The sequence below is a fragment of the Devosia aquimaris genome (assembly GCF_020169335.1).
Classification (GTDB): domain Bacteria; phylum Pseudomonadota; class Alphaproteobacteria; order Rhizobiales; family Devosiaceae; genus Devosia; species Devosia aquimaris.
The window spans coordinates 2200813-2221603 of the sequence record NZ_JAIEZN010000001.1 but is presented as its reverse complement, the minus strand read 5'-3'; the positions used below and the strand labels follow the sequence as shown (position 1 = coordinate 2221603).

General features: G+C 64.2%; 16 protein-coding genes. 11 read left to right on the top strand and 5 right to left on the bottom strand.

Features of this window, described 5'->3' with window-relative positions:
* Window position 1 precedes the first annotated feature (1 nt).
* The 5 genes from K1177_RS10685 to K1177_RS10665 all read left to right on the top strand — a co-directional run bounded on the left by K1177_RS10685 (window position 2) and on the right by K1177_RS10665 (window position 6924).
* Complete coding sequence (locus tag K1177_RS10685; protein ID WP_224703734.1) at window positions 2-925, top strand: ABC transporter permease; 924 nt, start codon at window positions 2-4, stop codon at window positions 923-925.
* A 52-nt stretch (window positions 926-977) separates the two neighbouring features.
* Complete coding sequence (locus tag K1177_RS10680) at window positions 978-2066, top strand: BMP family ABC transporter substrate-binding protein (protein ID WP_171015896.1); 1089 nt, start codon at window positions 978-980, stop codon at window positions 2064-2066.
* Window positions 2067-2193: 127 nt separating this feature from the next.
* Complete coding sequence (locus K1177_RS10675) at window positions 2194-3420, top strand: urate hydroxylase PuuD (RefSeq protein ID WP_224703286.1); 1227 nt, start codon at window positions 2194-2196, stop codon at window positions 3418-3420.
* Window positions 3417-4727 carry a guanine deaminase gene (gene guaD, locus K1177_RS10670; protein ID WP_224703285.1) on the top strand — a complete coding sequence of 437 codons (1311 nt, stop codon included), beginning with the start codon at window positions 3417-3419 and terminating at the stop codon, window positions 4725-4727. The genes K1177_RS10675 and guaD overlap by 4 nt, the downstream gene beginning before the upstream one ends.
* A gap of 37 nt (window positions 4728-4764) precedes the next feature.
* Window positions 4765-6924, top strand: a complete 2160-nt coding sequence (locus K1177_RS10665) for a malate synthase G (protein WP_224703284.1) — start codon at window positions 4765-4767, stop codon at window positions 6922-6924.
* 102 nt (window positions 6925-7026) lie between these two features.
* Here the strand turns inward: K1177_RS10665 and ade are convergent, their stop codons facing one another.
* The 4 genes from ade to K1177_RS10645 all read right to left on the bottom strand — a co-directional run bounded on the left by ade (window position 7027) and on the right by K1177_RS10645 (window position 13958).
* Window positions 7027-8736, bottom strand: coding sequence for an adenine deaminase (gene ade / locus K1177_RS10660; RefSeq protein WP_224703283.1), 1710 nt, complete (start codon window positions 8734-8736; stop codon window positions 7027-7029).
* Window positions 8737-8823: 87 nt separating this feature from the next.
* Window positions 8824-10305: a diguanylate cyclase domain-containing protein gene (locus K1177_RS10655; protein ID WP_224703282.1), complete on the bottom strand. Its 1482-nt coding sequence runs from the start codon at window positions 10303-10305 to the stop codon at window positions 8824-8826.
* Between the two features lie 91 nt (window positions 10306-10396).
* Complete coding sequence (locus K1177_RS10650) at window positions 10397-12640, bottom strand: putative bifunctional diguanylate cyclase/phosphodiesterase (RefSeq protein ID WP_224703281.1); 2244 nt, start codon at window positions 12638-12640, stop codon at window positions 10397-10399.
* Window positions 12641-12731: 91 nt separating this feature from the next.
* Window positions 12732-13958 (bottom strand): ROK family transcriptional regulator, encoded by a 1227-nt coding sequence (locus K1177_RS10645; RefSeq protein ID WP_224703280.1) that lies wholly within the window; start codon window positions 13956-13958, stop codon window positions 12732-12734.
* A 329-nt stretch (window positions 13959-14287) separates the two neighbouring features.
* Here K1177_RS10645 and K1177_RS10640 point away from each other — a divergent pair, with 329 nt between their 5' ends.
* The 6 genes from K1177_RS10640 to K1177_RS10615 all read left to right on the top strand — a co-directional run bounded on the left by K1177_RS10640 (window position 14288) and on the right by K1177_RS10615 (window position 20069).
* Complete coding sequence (locus K1177_RS10640; protein WP_396119950.1) at window positions 14288-15307, top strand: substrate-binding domain-containing protein; 1020 nt, start codon at window positions 14288-14290, stop codon at window positions 15305-15307.
* Window positions 15308-15408: 101 nt separating this feature from the next.
* Entirely contained in the window at window positions 15409-16488 is a 1080-nt protein-coding gene (locus K1177_RS10635; RefSeq protein ID WP_224703279.1) for an ABC transporter permease, read from the top strand.
* Complete coding sequence (locus tag K1177_RS10630; RefSeq protein WP_224703278.1) at window positions 16485-17276, top strand: ATP-binding cassette domain-containing protein; 792 nt, start codon at window positions 16485-16487, stop codon at window positions 17274-17276. The genes K1177_RS10635 and K1177_RS10630 overlap by 4 nt, the downstream gene beginning before the upstream one ends.
* 124 nt (window positions 17277-17400) lie before the next feature.
* A complete protein-coding gene (locus tag K1177_RS10625) occupies window positions 17401-18447 on the top strand; it encodes an NAD(P)-dependent alcohol dehydrogenase (RefSeq protein ID WP_224703277.1) in 1047 nt (348 codons plus the stop codon).
* A 33-nt stretch (window positions 18448-18480) separates the two neighbouring features.
* A complete protein-coding gene (locus tag K1177_RS10620; protein ID WP_224703276.1) occupies window positions 18481-19266 on the top strand; it encodes an SDR family NAD(P)-dependent oxidoreductase in 786 nt (261 codons plus the stop codon).
* Window positions 19266-20069 (top strand): hypothetical protein, encoded by an 804-nt coding sequence (locus K1177_RS10615; protein ID WP_224703275.1) that lies wholly within the window; start codon window positions 19266-19268, stop codon window positions 20067-20069. The genes K1177_RS10620 and K1177_RS10615 overlap by 1 nt, the downstream gene beginning before the upstream one ends.
* Before the next feature lie 273 nt (window positions 20070-20342).
* On the opposite strand, the gene K1177_RS10610 is transcribed toward K1177_RS10615, so the two are convergent.
* On the bottom strand, window positions 20343-20789 hold the full coding sequence (locus K1177_RS10610; RefSeq protein ID WP_224703274.1) for a response regulator: 447 nt from the start codon (window positions 20787-20789) through the stop codon (window positions 20343-20345).
* Between the last annotated feature and the right edge of the window lie 2 nt (window positions 20790-20791).

The window sequence follows — 20791 nt, the reverse complement described above, 5'->3', positions numbered from 1 at the left end:
CCTGGACCTGTTGATCGCCATCTTCATCACCGTGGTCGGCGCATCAACGCCGATCCTGATTGCGGCCACCGGCGAGCTGGTGGTGGAAAAATCCGGTGTGCTGAACCTGGGTGTCGAGGGCATGATGCTGGTGGGCGCCATCACCGCGTTCCTCGTCGTGTTCCTGACGGGGCAGCACTATTTGGCCATCGTGCTGGCAGCGGGGGCCGGCATTGCCACCTCGATGATCTTTGGTTTTCTGACCCTGAGCCTTTCCGCCAACCAGACGGCCACGGGGCTGGCACTGACCATTTTCGGCACTGGCTTTTCGGCGCTGGCCGGGCAGGGCTACAGCGCCCGGCCCGTGACGCTGCTGGGGCCGCTGTTTCCGGCAGACCTCGCCACCCATCCGGTGTTGCGCATCGTGTTCGGCTATTCGGCGCTGGTCTATTTTGCGCTCATCATGGTCGTGGCCGTGTGGTGGTTTCTCAAGAAGACCCGGGCAGGGCTGATCCTGCGCGCCGTGGGCGAGAACGATCTGTCGGCCCATTCCATCGGCTATTCGGTGATCGGCGTGCGCTATGCCGCCGTCGCCTTCGGCGGCGCCATGGCCGGCATCGCCGGCGCCTGCTTCCCGCTGCTGCTGACGCCGCAATGGGCGGAGCGTATGACGGCCGGCCGTGGCTGGATTGCCGTGGCGCTGGTGGTCTTTGCCTCCTGGCGGCCCTTCCGCCTGCTGGCAGGGGCCTATCTGTTCGGCCTGGTGATGACCATGGAGCTCTACGCCAAGGCCGGTGGCGGGCCCCTGTCCGCGATCCCCAGCGAATTGTGGGCGGCCTTGCCCTATCTGGCTACCGTCGTCGTGCTGGTGCTCATCTCGATCCGCCGCGACGCATCCACCAATGCACCGGCCTGTCTCGGCAGGCCGTTTCTGCCCAGCAATTGAGGGCCGCCCAACGGCGCTCGATCAACTAAGAAAAGTCATTCAGGAGAAACAGATGACAATCACTCGTCGCAATATCCTCAAGATCGGCGGCGCTGCCGCGGCCCTGCCGCTGCTGGGGTCGCGCGCCTTCGCCCAGAGCGAACCGCTCAAGGTCGGCTTCATGCTCATCGGAACTGTCAATGACAATGGCTGGAACTTCGGCCACGCCACCGGCGCCAAGTTCATGAAGGACGCGCTGGGCGATGCCGTTGCTGAGCCCACGATCGTGGAAAACGTGCCAGAAGGCCCGGACTGCGAGCGCGTGCTGCGCGAACTGGCCCAGTCGGGCCACAAGCTGATCTTTGCGACCAGCTTCGGCTATGGCGACTATGTCATCAAGGTCGCCCAGCAGTTCCCCGACGTGAAGTTCGAGCATGCCACGGGCTACCAGCGCTCGGACAATGTGGCGACCTACAATGCGCGCTTCCATGAAGGTCGCGCCGTGTGTGGTACGCTGGCCGGCCATCTCTCCAAGACCGGCAAGGCGGGCTACATCGGCTCCTTCCCGATCCCGGAAGTGGTGATGGGCATCAATGCCTTCGTGCTGGCAGCCCGCAAGGTCAACCCCGAGTTCACCATCACCCCGGTCTATATCTCGACCTGGAATGACCCGGCCAAGGAAGCCGACGCTGCCCGCGCCATGATCGACCAGGGCATCGACGTGATTGCCCAGCACACCGACGGTCCGGCTGCCCTGCAGGTTGCCGAAGAACGCGGCATTGTCGGCGGCTTCGGCCAGGGCGCCGACATGAGCGCCTTTGCTCCCAAGGCACAGCTGACCTCGATCATCGACAACTGGGGTCCGCACTATGTGGAAGCCGCAGAAGCCGTGATCGCCGGCACCTGGACCTCGGGCGACCGCTGGCCGGGCCTGAAGGAAGGCGAAGTGGTGATCGGGCCCTACAATGAGTCCATCCCCGCCGACGTCGTGGCTGCCGCCGAAGCTGTCAAGAACGGCCAGATCGACGGCTCGTTCAACATCTTCACCGGCCCGATCAACGACCACACCGGTGCCGAGAAGGTGCCGGCAGGCGTGACGCTCACCGATGCCGAGCTGCTCAGCATGGACTGGTATGTCGAAGGCGTGAACCCGCCCGCATAAGGCCTGTCCTGATGCAAATTCCAGGGGGGCGGGTTGTGCCCGCCCCCTTTTTCTGAGCAGTGCCCAGCGCAGGACAGGTTGCTGACCCGAGGGGGGCGGCACGCGGCGGGCAAACGGAGAGCGACGCATGCCCGATTACATCATTTTCTACGAATGGCTGATGTTTGCCGTGCGCTGGCTGCACGTGATCACGGCCATCGCCTGGATCGGGTCGTCGTTCTATTTCATCGCCCTCGACCTGGGCTTGCGCAAGACGCCGAGCCTGCCGCCGCTGGCGCATGGCGAGGAATGGCAGGTGCATGGCGGGGGCTTCTATCACATCCAGAAATATCTGGTGGCGCCCGAGTTCCTGCCCGAGCACCTGACCTGGTTCAAATGGGAAAGCTACTGGACCTGGCTGAGCGGCTTCATGCTGATGGTGCTGGTCTATTATGTGGGCGCCGACATCTATCTGATCGACCGCAATGTGCTCGATGTGCCCAATTGGGCCGCCATCCTGATCTCGATGGCCTCCATCGTGGTGGGCTTTGTGGTCTACAACCGGCTGTGCAAGTCGCCGCTGGGCAATTCGCAGAACGGGCTGATGCTGGTGCTGTTCGTGATCCTGACGGCCATGGCGTGGGGCTATACGCAGCTCTTCACCGGCCGCGCCGCGCTGCTGCACATGGGCGCGTTCACAGCCTCGATCATGGCGGCCAATGTGGCCATGATCATCATCCCCAACCAGAAAATCGTCGTCGCCGATCTCAAGGCCGGCCGCGTGCCCGATGCCAAATATGGCAAAATCGCCAAGCAGCGCAGCCTGCACAACAATTACCTGACGCTGCCCGTGATCTTCTTCATGTTGAGCAGCCACTACCCGCTGGCCTTTGCCACGCAGTGGAACTGGCTGATCGCGTCGCTGATCTTCCTGGTCGGCGTGGTGATCCGGCACTATTTCAACACCCGCCATGCCCGCAAGGGCAATCCGCACTGGACCTGGCCGGTGGCGGTGATCCTGTTCATCCTCATCGCCTGGCTGTCCTCAGGCCCCAAGCTGCCGGGCTCGGCGGGAGAGGAGGTGGCGTCTCGTGCGGCCGAGCCCTTTCTCGATGCAGAGCATTTTGCCGCGGCCAGCCTGACGGTGCAGACCCGCTGCGCCATGTGCCACACGGCCGAGCCGGCCTGGCCCGGCGTCTATGAGGCGCCCAAGAACGTGATCCTCGACAATGACATCGCCATCGCCAACCACGCCAAGGACATTGCCATCCAGGCGGGCTATGCCCATGCCATGCCGCCGGGCAATGTGACCGAAATCACCCCCGAGGAACGGGCGCTGATCGTGGCCTGGTTCCGCGAGGGTTCGGGACAATGACGCGGACCATCCTGCGCGGGCGCGTTCTGAGTTTTGAACGCGAGCCGCTGAGCATCGATGATGCGGGCAGCTATCGCTATTTCAGCGACGGCGGCATTACCATCGAGAACGGCGTTATCGTCGCGGTTGGCGATTTCGTCGCCGAAGCGGGTGCGGAGGTAGTCGATCATCGCCCGCACCTGATCCTGCCCGGGTTCATCGACATGCATCTGCATTATGTGCAGAGCCAGATCGTGGGCTCCTATGCGGGATCGCTGCTGGAATGGCTCAACACCTACACCTTCGTTGAGGAGCAGAAGTTCCGCCAGCAGGGCCATGCCGAGGCCATGGCGACGGCGTTCTTCGATGAACTCCTGCGCAATGGCACGACCACGGCGGTGGCCTATTGCTCCAGCCACCCGCGTTCGGTGGATGCGTTTTTCGGCGAGGCCGAGAAGCGCAATATGCTCATGGTCGGCGGCAAGGTGATGATGGATCGCAATGCGCCCGAGGCGCTGTGCGACACGGCCCAGTCGGGCTATGACGACAGCAAGATGCTGATCGAGCGCTGGCATGGGCGGGGGCGCGGGCTCTATGCCATTTCGCCGCGCTTTGCCATCACGTCGACGCCGGAGCAGCTGGAGGCGTCGCGCGCCTTGGTGCGCGAATTCCCGGACTGCTATGTGCAGACCCATCTCAGCGAGAACGACGCCGAGATCAGCTTTTCCATGGAGCTCTATCCGGATTCGCCGGATTACACGGGCATCTATGAGGACTATGGCCTGCTCGGGTCCAGGACGCTGCTGGGCCATTGCATCCACCTCAACCACCGCGAGACGGGCGTTCTGGCCGAGACGGGCGCCGTGGCCGTGTTCTGCCCGACATCGAACCTGTTCCTGGGTTCGGGACTGTTCGACCGCGAGCGGCTGGCCAAGGCCGGCGTGCGCATGGGGCTGGCCACCGATATTGGCGGCGGCACCAGCTTTGGCATGATGGCGACCATGGGCGAAGCCTATAAGGTGTTGCAGCTGCGCGGGCAGCGCCTCAACCCGCTTGCTTCGTTCTATATGGCCACGCTGGGCAATGCCCGGTCGCTGTCGCTCGAGGGCACCATTGGCGCCATCGCCCCGGGGCATGCTGCCGATCTGGTGGTGCTCGATGCCGGCGCGACGCCGGCGATGCGGCTGCGCCAGGGCAATATCGGCACTCTCGCCGATGAGCTGTTCCTGCTCCAGACCATGGGAGACGATCGTTCCGTGGTGGAAGCCTATGTCGCTGGCGCAAGGGCGAAGTCGACTTTAGGCGGGTTGGCAGCCCCGCGGGCATGACTTAAGTCTGCAGCAAACGCATTCAAAGGAAGCAATGATGAACGACTATCAGACGAAGTCCGGCCTGTCGGTGCATTCCCTGCTGGTCGATTTCGTCGAGCAGGAAGCGTTGCCCGGGCTTAGCGTGTCGGCCGAGCAGTTCTGGAGTGGCTTTGCGGCCATGGTCGCCGAGCATGCGCCCACCAATGTGCGGCTCCTGGCGCGACGCGATGCGCTACAGAGCCAGATCGATGACTGGCATCGTCGCTACGGACCGGTGGCGAACAATCCGCAGGGCTATGAGTTCTTCCTGCGCGACATCGGCTATCTGGTGCCTGAGCCGGCGGATTTCACCATCGAGACCGATGGGCTCGACCCCGAGATTTCCACGCTCTGTGGCCCGCAGCTGGTGGTGCCGGTGAGCAATGCGCGCTATGCGCTCAACGCCGCCAATGCCCGCTGGGGCAGCCTCTATGACGCGCTCTATGGCACCGATGTGATCTCGCGCGATGGCGCGCTGGCGCCTGGCAAGAGCTACAATGCCGAGCGCGGCGCCGCCGTGGTCGAGCGCGCGGCGCAGTTCCTTGATGCCAATTTCCCGCTGGCGAGCGGCAGCCATCGTGACGTGACCGGCTATCACGTGGTCAAGCAGGACGACGTGCGCCACCTGGAGGTCGACACGACTGCCGGCCGCACAGGGCTGCGCGATCCGGCGGCCTTCGTCGGCTATGGCGGCACCGAGGTCAAGGGCGAGCTGGTGCTGGTGCACCATGGGCTGCATGTCGTCCTGGTGATCGACCCGGCCAGCGTCATCGGCGGCGCCCACAAGGCCGGGCTGAGCGACGTGATGGTCGAGGCGGCGCTGACCACGATCCAGGATTGCGAGGACTCTGTTGCAGCGGTCGATGCTGCCGACAAAGTCGGCGTCTATCGCAACTGGCTGGGCCTGATGAATGGCACGCTTTCGGACACGTTTGAAAAGGGTGGCCGCAGCGTCACCCGCAAGCTTAATGCCGACCGCAGCTACAGGGACGTCAATGGCGCACCATTGGTGCTCAAGGGGCGCTCGCTGCTGCTGGTGCGCAATGTCGGCCATCTGATGACCACCGACGCGGTGCTGTGGAACGGTGCGCCCATCGGCGAGGGCCTGATGGACGCCGCCGTGACAGTGCTGTGCGCCATGCAGGACAAGGTCAACAGCCGCACCGGGGCGATCTATATCGTCAAGCCCAAGATGCATGGCCCTGAGGAAGTGGCCTTTGCCTGCGCCATCTTCGCCTCGGTCGAGGCCTTCCTGGGGCTGGCCCCCAATACGATCAAGATCGGCATCATGGATGAGGAGCGCCGCACCTCGGCCAATCTCAAGGCCGCCATCTATGAGGCCCGGGCGCGGGTGTTCTTCATCAACACCGGCTTCCTCGACCGCACGGGCGACGAGATCCACACCTCGATGGAAGCCGGCGCCGTGCTGCGCAAGGACGAGATCAAGTCCGAACGCTGGATCAGCTCCTACGAAGACCGCAATGTGCTGATCGGGCTGGCCTGCGGCCTGTCCGGCCGCGCGCAGATCGGCAAGGGCATGTGGGCGCGGCCCGATGACATGGCGGCCATGATGAGCTCCAAGTCGGGCCATCCCAATGCCGGCGCCAATACGGCCTGGGTGCCGTCGCCGACGGCGGCCACGCTGCACGCGCTGCACTATCATGAGATCGATGTGTTCGAGGCGCAGCGTCGCCGGCACAACCAGCCGCTGCCGTCGTTGACAGATCTGTTCTCGATGCCGGTGCAGGCGCCGTTCTCGCTCAGCCGCGAAGAGATCACCCGCGAGCTGGAGAACAATGCGCAGGGCATCCTGGGCTATGTCGTGCGCTGGGTGCAGCAGGGCGTGGGCTGTTCCAAGGTGCCTGACATCAACAATGTCGGGCTCATGGAAGATCGGGCCACCTGCCGCATCTCCAGCCAGGCCGTGGCCAACTGGCTGCGGCATGGCCTGGTCTCGCGCGATGAGGTGACCGCCACCTTCGAGCGCATGGCGGCGGTGGTGGATGGCCAGAATGCTGGCGATCCGCTCTATCGTCCGATGGCAGAGAATTTTCAGTCCATAGCCTTTAATGCAGCACTCGATCTGGCGCTGCATGGCGCCGATCAGCCCAGTGGCTATACCGAGCCGCTGCTGCATGCCGCGCGCCGCAAGGTCAAGGCGCGCGACGGGCTTTAGATCGTTCCACCCTTAACTGGATTTGCGGCTCTCTTGCCTCCCTCCCCCTTGAGGGGAGGGGGCGATGGACCTCGTCAATCTGAACTTGAAGCGATCTGAGCCTCAGCTGACGAAGTCGAACTTGTCGACGTCGAACAAGCCGCGGTCGGTCATCTTGAGATGGGGGATGACCGGCAGCGCCAGGAAGGCGACCTGCAGGAAGGGTTCTGGCAGGACGCAGCCGAGCGCATAGGCGGCGTCGCGCAGGGCGTGCAGGTCATGAGTGACGGCTTCGAATGGCTTCGGACTCATCAGGCCGGCAATGGGCAGGGCCAGTTCGGCGGTGATCTGGCCGCCATCGGACACGGCAAAGCCGCCGCCCAGCTCGATCAGGCGATTGACTGCCACGGCCATGTCGGCGTCAGTGGCGCCGATGACAGTGATGTTGTGGCTGTCGTGGCCGACCGATGAGGCGATGGCGCCGCGCTTGAGGCCGAAGCCGGTGACGAAGCTGCGGCCGATATTGCCATTCTTCCCATGCCGTTCGATGACGGCGACCTTGATGACATCGGTGGCCAGATCGGGCTGCAGACCGGCTTCCGTGACAGCCAGCGTCGCTTCTTCACGGAACGTCAGGATCAGGCCGGGGCGCACGCCGATGACCGGAGTGGCATTCTGGCCGGCGCGCGGCTCGGTGATGAAGCTCTCGGCGGTGACCGGCGTCGCCTTCATGGAGGTGAGGCCAACGGGGGCCACTTCAGTCCGTGCCGCGAATAGTTCGGGAGTGACCAGACGCCCCGCTGTGATGACATCGGTAACGCGGCAATCGTCCAGGCTATCGAGCAGGGCGATGTCGGCGCGCCAGCCGGGCGCGACCAGGCCGCGGTCGGTGAGGCCAAAGATACGGGCCGCCGAATGGCTGGCGGCGCGATAAACATGGTGCAGTGGCCGACCCATGGCGATCAGGCGGCGGATGGAGCTATCGAGATGGCCTTCCTCGGCAATGTCGAGCGGGTTGCGGTCATCGGTGCAGAGCGCCACAAAGCTCGAGGTGTTCTCGTCCAGCACTTCGGCCAGGGCCTTGAGATCCTTGGAGACAGAGCCTTCGCGAATGAGGATGGCCATGCCCTTGGCCAGTTTTTCACGGGCTTCCGCAGCGCTGGTGGCCTCATGGTCGGTGCGGATGGCGGCGGCGAGGTAGCCGTTGAGCGCCTGGCCCAGCAGCAGGGGCGCATGACCATCGATGTGGCCGCCCTGGAAGGCCACGAGCTTGGCCAGAATGCCGGGGTCTGCATTGAGCACGCCGGGGAAGTTCATCATCTCGGCCAGGCCGATGACCTTGGGGTGGTCGCGGAACACGTTGAGGTCGTCGATCTCAAGGGCGGCGCCCGACGTCTCAAAGCCCGTCGCCGGCACGCAGGACGAGAGGTTGACGCGAATGTCCATCACCGTCTGCTCGGCGCAGTCGAGGAAATAGCGGATGCCTTCGCTGCCCAGCACATTGGCGATCTCGTGCGGATCACAGATCACGGTGGTGACGCCATGGGGCAGCACGCAGCGATCGAACTCCAGGGGTGTCACCAAGGAGGACTCGATGTGCAGATGGGTATCGATGAAGCCGGGGACAGCGAAGCGTCCGCGACCATCGATCTCCACCTTGCCCTGATAGGGGGCATGGGTGCCGACGATGCGGTCGTCAACGATGGCGATGTCGGTGGTGGTCACCGCGCCGGTGATGACATCGAGGAGCTGCACATTGCGCACCACCAGGTCTGCGGGCTCCCGGCCCTGACCGGCCATGATCATGCGGGTGAGCGAGTGTGCAGAGGTCATCAGTCCATCCTGGGGTTGTCTCATGCGGGACACTGGTGTCCCGCACCCCATGACGTCAAGGCCGCGCTGGCATGGCTGGCATGGGTGTCAGGCAATCCCGCGCTTGGCAAAGGCGGTTGCAAGCCGCTTGCCGAGCTCTGCCGGTGAGCCGCTGGCTGTCTCGGCTGGGCTAAAAAAGCAGTAGCGGTTCCGGCCGTCCGCCTTGGCCTGGTAGAGGGCGGTGTCGGCACAGATCAGCAAGTCGAGTTCTGTCCGGGCATGTTCGGGCACGGTGGCTATGCCGATGCTGATGCCAATGTTGACGCGCTTTCCCTGGACGACGAAGGGTTGGCCAACCACACCGATGATGCAGGCTGCAAGGTCCGCGGGCTGCTCGGCGCCGGAAATGCCGGGCTGAATAATAGCGAACTCATCGCCGCCCAGGCGCACCAGCGTATCGCGCGGGCCCAACTGCGCCTTGATCCGCCGTGAAACCTGCTGCAGCAGGTCGTCGCCGGCCTTGTGACCGAGCGTATCATTGACGGGCTTGAAGCGGTCGAGATCCAGGCAGTGCAGCGCCAGCCGCCGTGCGCCTGGCGCTGCTTCCGCCAACGCCTCGGCGAGGCGGCTCTCGAACATGGCGCGGTTGCCCAGGCCAGTCAGCGGATCATGCAGGGCCCGGTGATTGGCATCGGCACGCTCGGCAAGCAGCTGGCGCGATGCCCGCCGCAGATTGCGCAGCAGCAGAGCAATGATGACGGCCACGATCGCCATGGCTGCACCCAGCGCGGGCAGCGTGGAGTCGATGATGTTGCGGCCGGGGCGGGCCGGCAGCCACTTGAACCATGACACCACCTCACCACTGGCGTTCTCGACCGGAAAGACCGCGGCGGAAAACGGCCATTCGGGCGTGTCGCTGAAGTGCGCGTCGCGCAGCATGAACTGCTCGGCGATGGATTGTCCCAGGTTACGATCCAGGGCCGTGGCGGTGATCAGCAGCGGCCCGCCAGCAACGCGCGCTTCAATCGTATCCGAAACAATGGGGGTGGCGACCAGGATGGAAGGCACGCCATTGACCACCGCCACGTCAAAGGCGTGGGGCGTGCCGTCGCGAATGCCCTGCAGGTAGGCATCGAGCGCCCGGCGGTTGCTGTCAGAGGACAGCTGCGCCATCAGCGGAGCAGCCTGGACCTGCACGGTCTGAAAGCTGTCTGGCTCGACCATCTGGCCCTGGCGAGCGGCAAAGACGGGCTGGCCGTCCGCCGTCACCACATAGAGTTCGGTCTGTCCCAGATAGTCATAGGATTCCGAGAGCAGCGTATCGGACAGCCAGTTGATATCGCGTGTCTGGCTTGCGGTCACCAGGGCGTCCCAGGCGGTAATGTCATCCTGACCGTGGGTTGCGGTGCGGATAAAGGTCTCGAGGGCCCGGGCGACCAGGCGACGCTGGTGCTCGATGGCATCGGCGTCGACACTGTTGATCACCAGGCCTACAAAGCCGGCCAGGGCGGTCATGGTGACCACGAATGCGGCGACGATGGGCAGGATCACCCGCGTCGCAAACTGCTCCCTGTCCCGACTGGTCTCCATAGGTGTGGCTCCAAGCGATGCGCTGCACCGGGGTACTATCCCCGGGCCGCTTTACGGCCACGTAAATTGCTAATTCATTCGTGCGCGGCAGTTAACGAGCCATTGCCTTGACGCTGCGGGCGCCGCGCGACATCAGCGCATTGGCGGGATCGGCGAAGACATCGACGATCTTCTCGCGGGGGACGCCGGAGGAAAACAGGAAGCCCTGCAACACATTGCAGCCCATCTGTCCGAGGATGGTGGCCTGGATCTCGGTTTCCACGCCTTCAGCCGTCACCTCGATGTCCATGGCATGGGCCAGGGTGACGATGGCCTGGGTGATTGACACAGAGACATGCCCCTCGGCCAGCTGGCTGACGAAGGACCGGTCGATCTTGATGCGATCAACCGGATAGCGCTTGAGATAGCTCAGCGATGAATAGCCGGTGCCGAAGTCATCGAGCGCGATCTTGATGCCGGCCGTCCGGAAGGTACGCAGGTTCTGCGATGAGACATGTTCGTCGTCGAGGAGGATGGACTCGGTGATCTCGAGCTCGAGATCGCTGGGGCGCATGCCGGTGCGATGGAGAATGTCGAACACGACATGGGAGAACTGCGGATTGCGCAGCTGGGTGGGGGAGATGTTGACGGCAATGGTGCGGCCGGGGGCATTGGCGCCCAGTTCGCAGGCCCGGCGCAGCACGAACTCGCCCAGCGCTTCAATGAGCCCGGTGTTCTCTGCCACCGGAATGAAGCGGGCCGGGGAGATCTGTCCATACTTGGGATGGGACCAGCGCGACAGTGCCTCGGCGCCCACGACACGGCGGGTCTCCTGGCTGACGAGCGGCTGGAACACCACCGACAGCTGGTCGTCGCGCTGCAGCGCCTCGCGCAGCTCGCCTTCGATCGTGTGCTGCAACTGCAGCATCTCGTTCATGTGCTCCTCGTACACCATGGCGCGGTTGCGTCCGCCGGCCTTGGCTTCGTAGAGCGCGATGTCGGCCTTGCGCATCAGCTCGCTGGAGCCGACCTCTTCGCTGCCGCGGTCGATGCTGACGATGCCAATGCTGGCGCCGACATGAGCCTTGTAGTGGTGCAGCTCGAAGGGCTGGCCAATGGCATCGATGACGCGCTGGGAGGTCTGGGGCAGGTCGGTGTCCGATGCGTTGTGCACCAGCACAATGCCGAATTCGTCGCCACCGAGGCGCGCGATCAAGGTGTCCTTGCCCAGCACAGCGCGGAGCCTGTCGGCGACGGCGCAAATCAGCTCGTCGCCGGCCTGGTGGCCCAGGGTGTCGTTGACCTGCTTGAAGCGATCCAGGTCAAGCATCAGGAGGCTGATGGTGCCCACCTCATGGCCGCGCCCATCGAGGCGCCGCGCCAGTTCGGCCTCGAAGCTGGAGCGATTGGGCAGGCCGGTCAGCTCGTCGTGGCTGGCCTGGTAGCGGCTGAAGTGCTTGCCGGCCTCGAGGGCCTCGGCATAGCGGCGCAACTGGTTGAGCAGCAGCAGGACCAGGCCGCCGATGACCAGGAAGGTGACGCTGAGCATGGGAATGGTCTGGCTGAGCACGGTCTGGCCAGGACGATCCAGCGTCCACTGGAAAAAGGTGATGAAGCGGCCGGCATTGTTGACGATCGGGTAGACGGCCTGGTCGGGCGCCGTTCCGCTGGTCATGGTGAAGTGACCGGCTTCGATGGCGTATTGGCGGTTGATCTCGGTCGCTACCGTGGTGTCGAGGAAGCGCGTCAGGACCAGCACATATTCGGTCCCCGGCTGCTGTTGCAGCGCGCCGGTATCGGACACGATGGTGGCTGCCGTGACCAGGGCCGGGCGATCATCGACCAGCAGGAAGTCGGTCAGGATGACGGGCTGCTGCCCGGTGCCGATGGGCGCGGCCTGCAGATGGGTCGCGCGCAGATCGGCCAACAGCGTCCGGTAGGGGGTGTTGTTGCTGGCGTTCTCGGGGAGGATGACCGGAAAGCCGTCCACCATGGCGTATGTGGGGTTGTTGGCCTCGTCCACCACCACAAGGGCGTCATAGCCGAAATTGGCATGCATGCGGCTGGCCAAATTGCGCTCGATCCAATTGGCGTTGAACGCCAGCTTGGTATTGATCAGCGTCTCATCCCACACGGCCAGGCTGGCAGCCTGCATCTGCATCTGGTCGCGCCGCGCCTGAATCACACGCGACACGGACTGGGTCTGCCGCTCCAGCGAGCGCTGGTCGATATTGGCTGTGGACCACACCACAAAACCCAGCACGGTGATGATGGCCAGGGCCAGCATCAGCACGACCGGCAGCAACACGGCCACGGGCACGTGCCGTCTGATGGCGGAGGGGTTTGGTGGCTGCATAGGTCAATCTTGTGTACGTACAGTCCACAGTTTAACCCCAACGAAGTTTAGGACTTGTTACCGCGGGGAAATCCCTTTTTGCAGCAATGCCTTAATGATTGTGCTGCGGCGGAATATTGTCCTTGAACAGCACTTCACGGTCCTGGGTGAAATTGGCCAGCAACGGCAGGCAGGCGCCGCCGATCTCGCGGGCCCCAAAGCCAATGGTGCCTTCAACCACTTCGAAGGGGGCAAGGCCCTGGCGGTCAAAGCCCGCGACAGCCTCGCGGACCGCTGCGACGAGCGCTGCGCGCACCACCGGGGGAAAGGCTCCGTCGATGACGATCGTGCTGAAATCGATGATCGAGACAGCACTCACGGAGGCCACCGCAAGGCTGCGGGCTGCATCGGCAATCCACTGCGTGATCTCGGGGCCGATCTCGCCCCAGTCACTGGGATCGCGCCACAATATGCTGGCGTCCTTGCCGGCAGCGGCCAGCGCCTCGGCCAGCACATAGATCGAGGCGCTCTTCATCAACTGCTGGAAACCGGAGGGCGTGGCGATGGGCATGGGCGCCAGGGCCCCGGCATAGCCGGTGCGACCGGGGAAAAGGTGGCTGTTGAGCACGACGCCACCGCCCACGAACGAGCCCAGGAAAACATAGAGGAAATCGTCGCCGTGCTGGCCATTGCCGAGCACCAGTTCGGCCGCACAGGCGGCGGTGCCGTCATTGTGCAAATAGACCGGCCAGGGACAGATGGCGGCGATGGCGGCGCGCATGTCCGCATTGCGCCAGGCTTCGAGAACGTCGGGTGGTGCCCCGATCTGGGACTCCCAGTTCCAGAGCTCGAAGGGCGCGGCAATGCCGAAGCCGGCGATGCGGGCGCGTTCGCCTTCCGAGAGGCTGATCGTCAGTTCATCGATGCCACGGCGCGCGAGGTCGACGATGATCTCGGGCGTGGGGTAGGGATGGGGCTCGTGCAGGCGGCCGAGCACATTGCCCAGGAAGTCCATCAGCACCACGTCGGAGCTGCGGCGGCCGATCTTGAGCCCGAGAAAGAAGGCGCCGCGGGGATTGAGCGCATAGGGGACCAAAGGCTGGCCCACCTTGCCGCGCAGCGGATCAAGGCGCAGCAGGATGCCATCGGCTTCCAGCGCATTGGCGATGGTGGAAATGGTCTGAGGCGACAGGCCGGTCCGGCGCGCAATGTCGGCCTTGGGCAGGGCGCCGTGGCGACGGATCAGCGAGAGCACCAGCCGTTCGTTGTACAGGCGCACGCCTGACTGATTTGTGCCCCGGCTGAGGCTGTCCGTGCCGGTGCCAGCGGTATTCGCCATGACCATCAACAAGTCCCCCTCGGTTGCACAGCGCAGTGCAACGCACAGCTTTAGGCCGCATCCGCAGCGCGAAAGCAATCCCTTTCAGCATGCCTCCAGACGCCGGATCGCGGGTTTTGATTGCAATACAGGCTCCCCGAGCGGTCGAGACAGAGAAAGTCGGATAATAAATAAATCCGGTGGAATAACTTATTGACAGATGGATTGGCCTTGGTAGTGTCTGGCCGATCGACGGACCGGGCAGCGACCTGCCGCCGTCGGATCGAAGGCCCGCAAGACTGAGCAAAAACAGCTGCGCGCCGGGACCATTTTCCTGGGAGGAAACCGACGTGACCAAATTCAAGACTTCGCTGCTGCTGGGCGCTGCTGCCTGTGCCTTTCTCTCCGCACCGGCGGTCATGGCGGCCGATCTGGCCTGCCTGATCACCAAGAACAACACCAATCCGTTCTTCGTGAAGATGAAGGAAGGCGCCGAAGCTGCCGCCAAGGCTGCCGGACTCGATTTCAAGGCCTATGCCGGTGAGAAGGATGGCGATGCCTCGCCGCAGCTGACAGCCATCGAGAACTGCATGGCGGCCGGTGCCAAGGGCATTCTGATCACGCCCTCCAACGACTCCGTCGGTCCGCTGCTCAAGGATGCGCGCGCTGCCGGCATCCTGGTGATCGCGCTCGATACGCCGCTGGCGGATCCTGAAGCGCAGGACATGACCTTTGCCACGGACAACTTCGAAGCCGGCATGCTGATCGGCAAGTGGGCTGCCGCCAAGCTTGGGCCGGAGGGTGTCAAGACCGCCAAGATCGGCATGCTCGACATCAACAAGGACAATATCTCGGTGGACGTGGCGCGTGACACCGGGTTCCTGGTCGGCTTCGGCATCGACGTGCCCGATCTCAAGGTCATGGGCTCCGAGACCGACCCGCGCGTGATCGGCCATGAATCCTCGGGTGCAAATCCGGAAGGCGGCGTGACCTCGGTTGAGAATCTGCTGGCCAAGGACCCCGACATGAACGTGGTCTACACCATCAACGAACCGGCGGCCGAGGGCGCCTACCAGGCCCTGACCAAGGCCGGCAAGACCGGCGTGCTGATCGTTTCGGTCGACGGCGGTTGCCCCGGCATCGCCAACGTCAAGGCCGGCGTGATCGGCGCCACCTCGCAGCAGTACCCGCTGCTGATGGCATCCAAGGGCGTGGAAGCCATTGCCGCCTTTGCCAAGGACGGCACCAAGCCCGTGGCCACCGAAGGCCTGAGCTTCTTTAACACCGGCGTCAATCTGGTCACCGACCAGCCTGTCGATGGCGTTCCCTCGATCGACAGCACCAAGGGCACCGAGCTCTGCTGGGGCTAATGGCCCGCTGACCAGACCGTGAGCAGGGGGCGGCGTGTCAGTCGCCCCCTGTCCGCCTGCGCCTTGACAGGGCGGACAGCCAGCATTGGGCAGGGAGAGCCATGAGCGACAGCAACGCGCCGACCAAAACCATTTCAGACTTCGAGGCCAAACTGGCCCAGGCAGACAAATCCGTCGCCAGCTTCGAGCGGGACGACAGAAGCCTGTTTCACATTGTGCGGTCTTTCCTCAGGACCAATCCAACAACAATTCCTACGCTGGTGCTGATCGTCAGCATCGCGGCCTTTGGTCTGATTGCACCGCGTTTCCTGGGGCCGGGCGCCCTGTCGACGGTCCTGCAGCAGATCACCGTCACCGGCATCATTGCCATTGCCCAGACGCTGGTGATCCTGACCGCTGGCATCGACCTGTCGGTGGGCGCGATCCTGGTGGTCACCTCGCTGATCATGGGCAATATGGCGGTCAATCTGGGCGTGCCGCTGCCGATTGCGATCGGGGTGGGCATGATGTTCGGCGCGCTGATGGGGTGGCTCAACGGCGTGCTGGTGGCCATCATCAAGCTGCCGCCCTTCATCGTGACACTGGGCACGCTCTCAATCTTTACGGCGCTCAAGCTCTGGTATTCGCATTCGGAATCGATCCGCAATGCCGACATTCTCGAAAAGGCGCCGGGCCTGTTGTGGTTCGGCGAGGCCGTGCGTTTCGGCGGCTTCAAGCTGACCTACGGCACCATTTCGCTGGCGGTGGTGGCCGCCATCGTCTGGTACATGCTCAATCGCACCGCGTGGGGGCGCCATGTGCATGCCATTGGCGATGATCCTGATGCGGCGCGGCTTTCGGGCATTCGCACGCGGCGGACGCTGATCTCGGTCTATGCGCTGGCCGGGCTGATCTGCGGCTTCGCTGGCTGGGTCGCCATCGGCCGGGTTGGCTCGGTGTCGCCAATCTCCTTTGACACGGTCAATCTGGGCTCGATCACCGCCGTGGTGATCGGCGGCACGTCGCTCTTTGGTGGGCGCGGTTCCATCGTCGGCTCGGTGCTCGGCGCCATCATTGTTGGCGTGTTCAACACCGGCCTGTCGCTGGCCGGGGTGGACGACTATTGGCAGATGTTCGCGGCGGGCACGCTGGTGATCATCGCTGTTGCACTTGATCAATGGCTGCGGAGGGCATCGCAATGAGCGATATCGAGCCAATCCTGAAAGCGCGTGGCCTGCTCAAGCGCTACGGCACCGTGGTCGCGCTCAACGGCGCGGACTTCGATCTCTATCCCGGCGAAATCCTCGCCGTGATCGGCGACAATGGTGCGGGCAAGTCCACCCTCATCAAGGCCATCAGCGGCGCAATCATTCCCGATCACGGCGAAATCGCTTTCGAAGGCAAGCCGGTGCATTTCCGTTCGCCCGAGGACGCGCGCAACGCCGGGATCGAGACGGTTTACCAGAACCTGGCACTGTCGCCGGCCCTCTCGATTGCCGACAACATGTTCCTGGGACGTGAGGTGCGCCGATCCGGCCTGCTGGGGTCGCTGCTCCGCATGATGGACCGTGGCCACATGCAGAAGTTTGCCCGCGAGAAGCTGAGCGAACTGGGCCTGATGACCATTCAAGACATCAACCAGGCGGTCGAAACCCTGTCGGGTGGGCAGCGGCAGGGCGTGGCTGTGGCCCGGGCGGCCGCTTTCGGCTCCAAGGTCATCATCCTCGACGAGCCGACGGCAGCGCTGGGCGTCAAGGAATCGCGGCGCGTCCTCGAGTTGATCCTGGATGTCCGCTCACGCGGCATTCCGATCATCCTGATCAGCCACAACATGCCGCATGTGTTCGAGGTGGCGGATCGCATCCATATCCACCGGCTGGGCAAGCGGATCGCCGTGATCCGGCCCAAGGACTATTCCATGTCCGATGCCGTGGCGATCATGACGGGCGCCATGCAGCCGCCAGAAATGGTCGAGGCGATGGCGGGCTGATCGCCGGAGCGAACGCAAAGGCCGTCGCGCGCCCTTCGCGGCGGGCACGGAACAGGCTAGAACGGAGGCGGGTGCATCACGGTTTGATGCGCCCGCAACTCTGTGATGCCTCGGGAAAATGACCATGACCAAAGTGCGCGCCCTTGTTCTTGAACGCCAGCACGAACTGGCCCTGCGCGAGATCGACATGCCGCTCGATGTCGGCCCGGGCATGGTCAAGATCGCCATCCACACCGTGGGCGTGTGCGGTTCGGATGTGCACTATTACACCCATGGCAAGATCGGCCCCTTTGTCGTCAATGCGCCCATGGTGCTGGGGCATGAGGCGGCCGGCACGGTGACTGAGGTTGGTGCGGGTGTCACCCATCTCAAGGTGGGCGACCGGGTCTGCATGGAGCCGGGCATTCCCGATGCCAATTCGCGCGCCAGCCGGCTGGGCATGTATAATGTTGATCCGGCCGTGCAGTTCTGGGCGACGCCGCCGGTGCATGGTGTGCTGACGCCTGAAGTGGTGCATCCGGCCAATTACACCTTCAAGCTGCCCGACCACGTCAGCTTTGCCGAAGGCGCGATGGTGGAGCCTTTTGCAGTGGGCATGCAGGCGGCCACCAAGGCGCGCATCACGCCCGGCGATACCGCAGTTGTTCTCGGTGCAGGGCCGATTGGCACCATGGTGGCGCTGGCGGCACTGGCGGGTGGCTGCGCCCGCGTGATCGTCGCCGACCTGGCCCAGCCCAAGCTCGACATTGCCGCGCAATACCAGGGCATCATTCCGGTCAATATCCGCGACAGCAACATCGTGGCCGAGGTGGCGCGGCTGACCGAGGGCTGGGGCGCCGATGTGGTGTTCGAGTGCTCGGGGTCGCCGCATGCCTGGAAGACCATCATGGACCTGCCGCGTCCCGGCGGCTGCATCGTCGTGGTCGGGTTGCCGGTCGAGCCGGTGGCGGTCGATGTCGCCGGGGCCTCGGTCAAGGAACTGCGCATCGAGAACGTCTTCCGCTATGCCCATCAGTATGATCGCGCCATTGCGCTGATCGCCTCGGGCAAGGTCGACCTCAAGCCGCTGATCTCGGAGACCTTTGCCTTTGAAGACTCCAAGGCGGCGTTTGACCGGGCGGTCGAGGCAAGGCCGAGCGATGTGAAACTGCAGATCAGGGTCGCCAACTAGCGGAAGCATCGAGGCGACCAGAGGGAGGACAGCATGGATCTCAACCTGCGCGACAAGGTCGCCGTCATCACGGGCGGCACGGTGGGCATTGGCCTGGCCGTGGCCGAGGGGCTGGCGGCGGAGGGCGCCAATCTGGTGCTGGTCGGGCGCAATCGTGATCGGGCCGATGACGAAGCCTCGCGCATTGCGGATCGCTATGGCGTCATCACCACGGCCATTGCGGCTGATGTGGCGACGGCAGAGGGGTGCGACGCGGTGATCGCCGGCACGATCAAGGCCTTTGGCGGCGCCGATATTCTGATCAACAATGCCGGCACGGGCTCCAATGAGACCATTGCCGAGGCTGATGATGCCAAATGGCAGTATTACTGGGATCTGCATGTGATGGCCGCCGTGCGGCTGGCGCGTGGGTTGGTGCCGACCATGAAGAAGCGCGGCGGCGGCGTGGTGCTGCACAATGCTTCGATCTGTGCCGTGCAGCCGCTCTGGTATGAGCCGATCTACAACACCACCAAGGCCGCCTTGATGATGTTTTCCAAGACGCTGGCCAATGAGGTGGTGGGCAGCAATATCCGCGTCAACACCATCAACCCCGGCCTGGTGCTGACGCCGGACTGGATCAAGACGGCCAAGCAGATTGCCGGCGAAGACGGCTGGCAGGCGCATCTGCAGGGCGTCGCCGACGCTGCCGGCGGCATGAAGCGTTTCGCTACGCCCGAAGAACTGGCCAATTTCTTTGTCTTCATGTGTTCGGACAAGGCCAGCTACTCGACGGGCTCGACCTATTTCGTGGACGGCGGCTGGCTGCAGACAGTCTGATGCTGCCGCGGAGCGGCGCGGTCCTGGGTGTCGATATCGGCTGGTCGCTGCGCCAGCGCTCGAGCGCGGTGTGCCTGCTGCGCTGGGATGGCTCATCGGTGCATTGGCGCATCGCCCGGTTTACGGCGCAGGACGATGATCGCCGGGCCACCCTGGCTGGAGTGATCGGCGACACGCCGCTGCTGGCGGCGGCGTTCGATGGGCCGTTGCGCGGCGACCTCAGCGAAATCGATGTCTATCGCGCGGCCGAGCGGCTGCTCAGCATCCGTCCGCTGCGCGAGGCCATCGGCAAGCTGGCGCAGTCCAACAGCGGCAATGGCCGGTTGCTCAATCGCGCCACCAATGCCTGTGCCCGCGACGTGATTGCCTCGGGACGGGTGGGGGTGGCGCGCCATGCGCAGGCGATCCATCCGCTGGCCATTGCCGAGGCGTTTCCCAATTGCTTCCTTGGCCTGATGCTGGGCGATCCGGCGCCGCACAAGGGCGGGCGCGGCAGCCGTTCGGATCGCTACTACACTGCGCTCGTGGCCGACGGCACGCTGGAGCGTCTGTTGCATCACCATCTGCCGGGTCGGGCGTCCGCGGCAGCATTTGCCAGCGTAACAAACCACGATGATCGTGCCGCCCTGGTCTGTGCCCTGACGGCGTTGGGCGTGGCGGGGCAGGACTATTGTGCAGCCGGCGATGCGGAGGGCTGGATCATCCTGCCGCCCCCCGCTTTCATCGCGCCATGGGCGATGCCAATTCTTGCGGATCCGGACGTGCGGGCCGCGGGCGGGGAGATGGTGCTGAGGGGAGCCTAGTGCCTTGCGTGGCCGCGGGGAGAAGCAGGTGTGCTGCGATGCGCTCGAGGGACAAGCGCCCATTCAGCTCTGCTTCTCCCCCCGTGCGCGGACGACAGGGAGGTGACGTCGCGCTTCGACCTGGGCCTTCCGGGAAGAAGGCCCGGCCCAACTGCTGGAGGAGGTTCAACAGCCGGGAAATAATGGCCGGAGGGGATGCCTGGGAATGCAGACGATCCGAGAACCGCGTGCGACACCCCTCCGGGCCTGACATGCAACCTGTGGACGCAGGCGCTACATGCCAACTGCTTCGGGCCGCTGAGACAGCGACCAGAATTCGAGAATGGCCATGGCTTCGTCGCGATAGGCCGCGACGTCGGCATGGCGGGTAAAGACGGCTGCTGCACCGGCCGCGATCAGCTCTGCGCGGGCAGCGCTATCGGCAGCGGCGGTCATGACCAGCACGGAAATGCCCTTGCTGGCGACCAGCCGCCGAATGGCGGTGATGAACTCCAGATTGGCGCCGCTATGGGCCTTGAGGTCGACGATGACGGCCGAGGGCCAGTGGCGGGGAGCCCCGCCCAGCACGCCAGACAGCAGGGCAGCGCCGCGCTCGGCATTGCCATACCACTGCATTTCCGGACCGCCCTGCGCTTCCAGCGTGCGCATCAACAAGCCCGCCGAGAAGGAATCATCATCGATCAACGCCAATTGAGGCGCGCTGCTACTGTCGTCGTTCACAA

Coding starts and splice junctions, on each gene's coding strand:
- K1177_RS10680 (WP_171015896.1), top strand. CDS start 978: ATGACAATCACTCGTCGCAATATCCTCAAGATCGGCGGCGCTGCCGCG.
- K1177_RS10620 (WP_224703276.1), top strand. CDS start 18,481: ATGGATCTCAACCTGCGCGACAAGGTCGCCGTCATCACGGGCGGCACG.
- K1177_RS10615 (WP_224703275.1), top strand. CDS start 19,266: ATGCTGCCGCGGAGCGGCGCGGTCCTGGGTGTCGATATCGGCTGGTCG.
- K1177_RS10625 (WP_224703277.1), top strand. CDS start 17,401: ATGACCAAAGTGCGCGCCCTTGTTCTTGAACGCCAGCACGAACTGGCC.
- K1177_RS10655 (WP_224703282.1), bottom strand. CDS start 10,305: ATGGAGACCAGTCGGGACAGGGAGCAGTTTGCGACGCGGGTGATCCTG.
- guaD (WP_224703285.1), top strand. CDS start 3,417: ATGACGCGGACCATCCTGCGCGGGCGCGTTCTGAGTTTTGAACGCGAG.
- K1177_RS10635 (WP_224703279.1), top strand. CDS start 15,409: ATGAGCGACAGCAACGCGCCGACCAAAACCATTTCAGACTTCGAGGCC.
- K1177_RS10630 (WP_224703278.1), top strand. CDS start 16,485: ATGAGCGATATCGAGCCAATCCTGAAAGCGCGTGGCCTGCTCAAGCGC.
- K1177_RS10650 (WP_224703281.1), bottom strand. CDS start 12,640: ATGCAGCCACCAAACCCCTCCGCCATCAGACGGCACGTGCCCGTGGCC.
- K1177_RS10645 (WP_224703280.1), bottom strand. CDS start 13,958: ATGGCGAATACCGCTGGCACCGGCACGGACAGCCTCAGCCGGGGCACA.
- K1177_RS10675 (WP_224703286.1), top strand. CDS start 2,194: ATGCCCGATTACATCATTTTCTACGAATGGCTGATGTTTGCCGTGCGC.
- K1177_RS10665 (WP_224703284.1), top strand. CDS start 4,765: ATGAACGACTATCAGACGAAGTCCGGCCTGTCGGTGCATTCCCTGCTG.
- ade (WP_224703283.1), bottom strand. CDS start 8,736: ATGACCTCTGCACACTCGCTCACCCGCATGATCATGGCCGGTCAGGGC.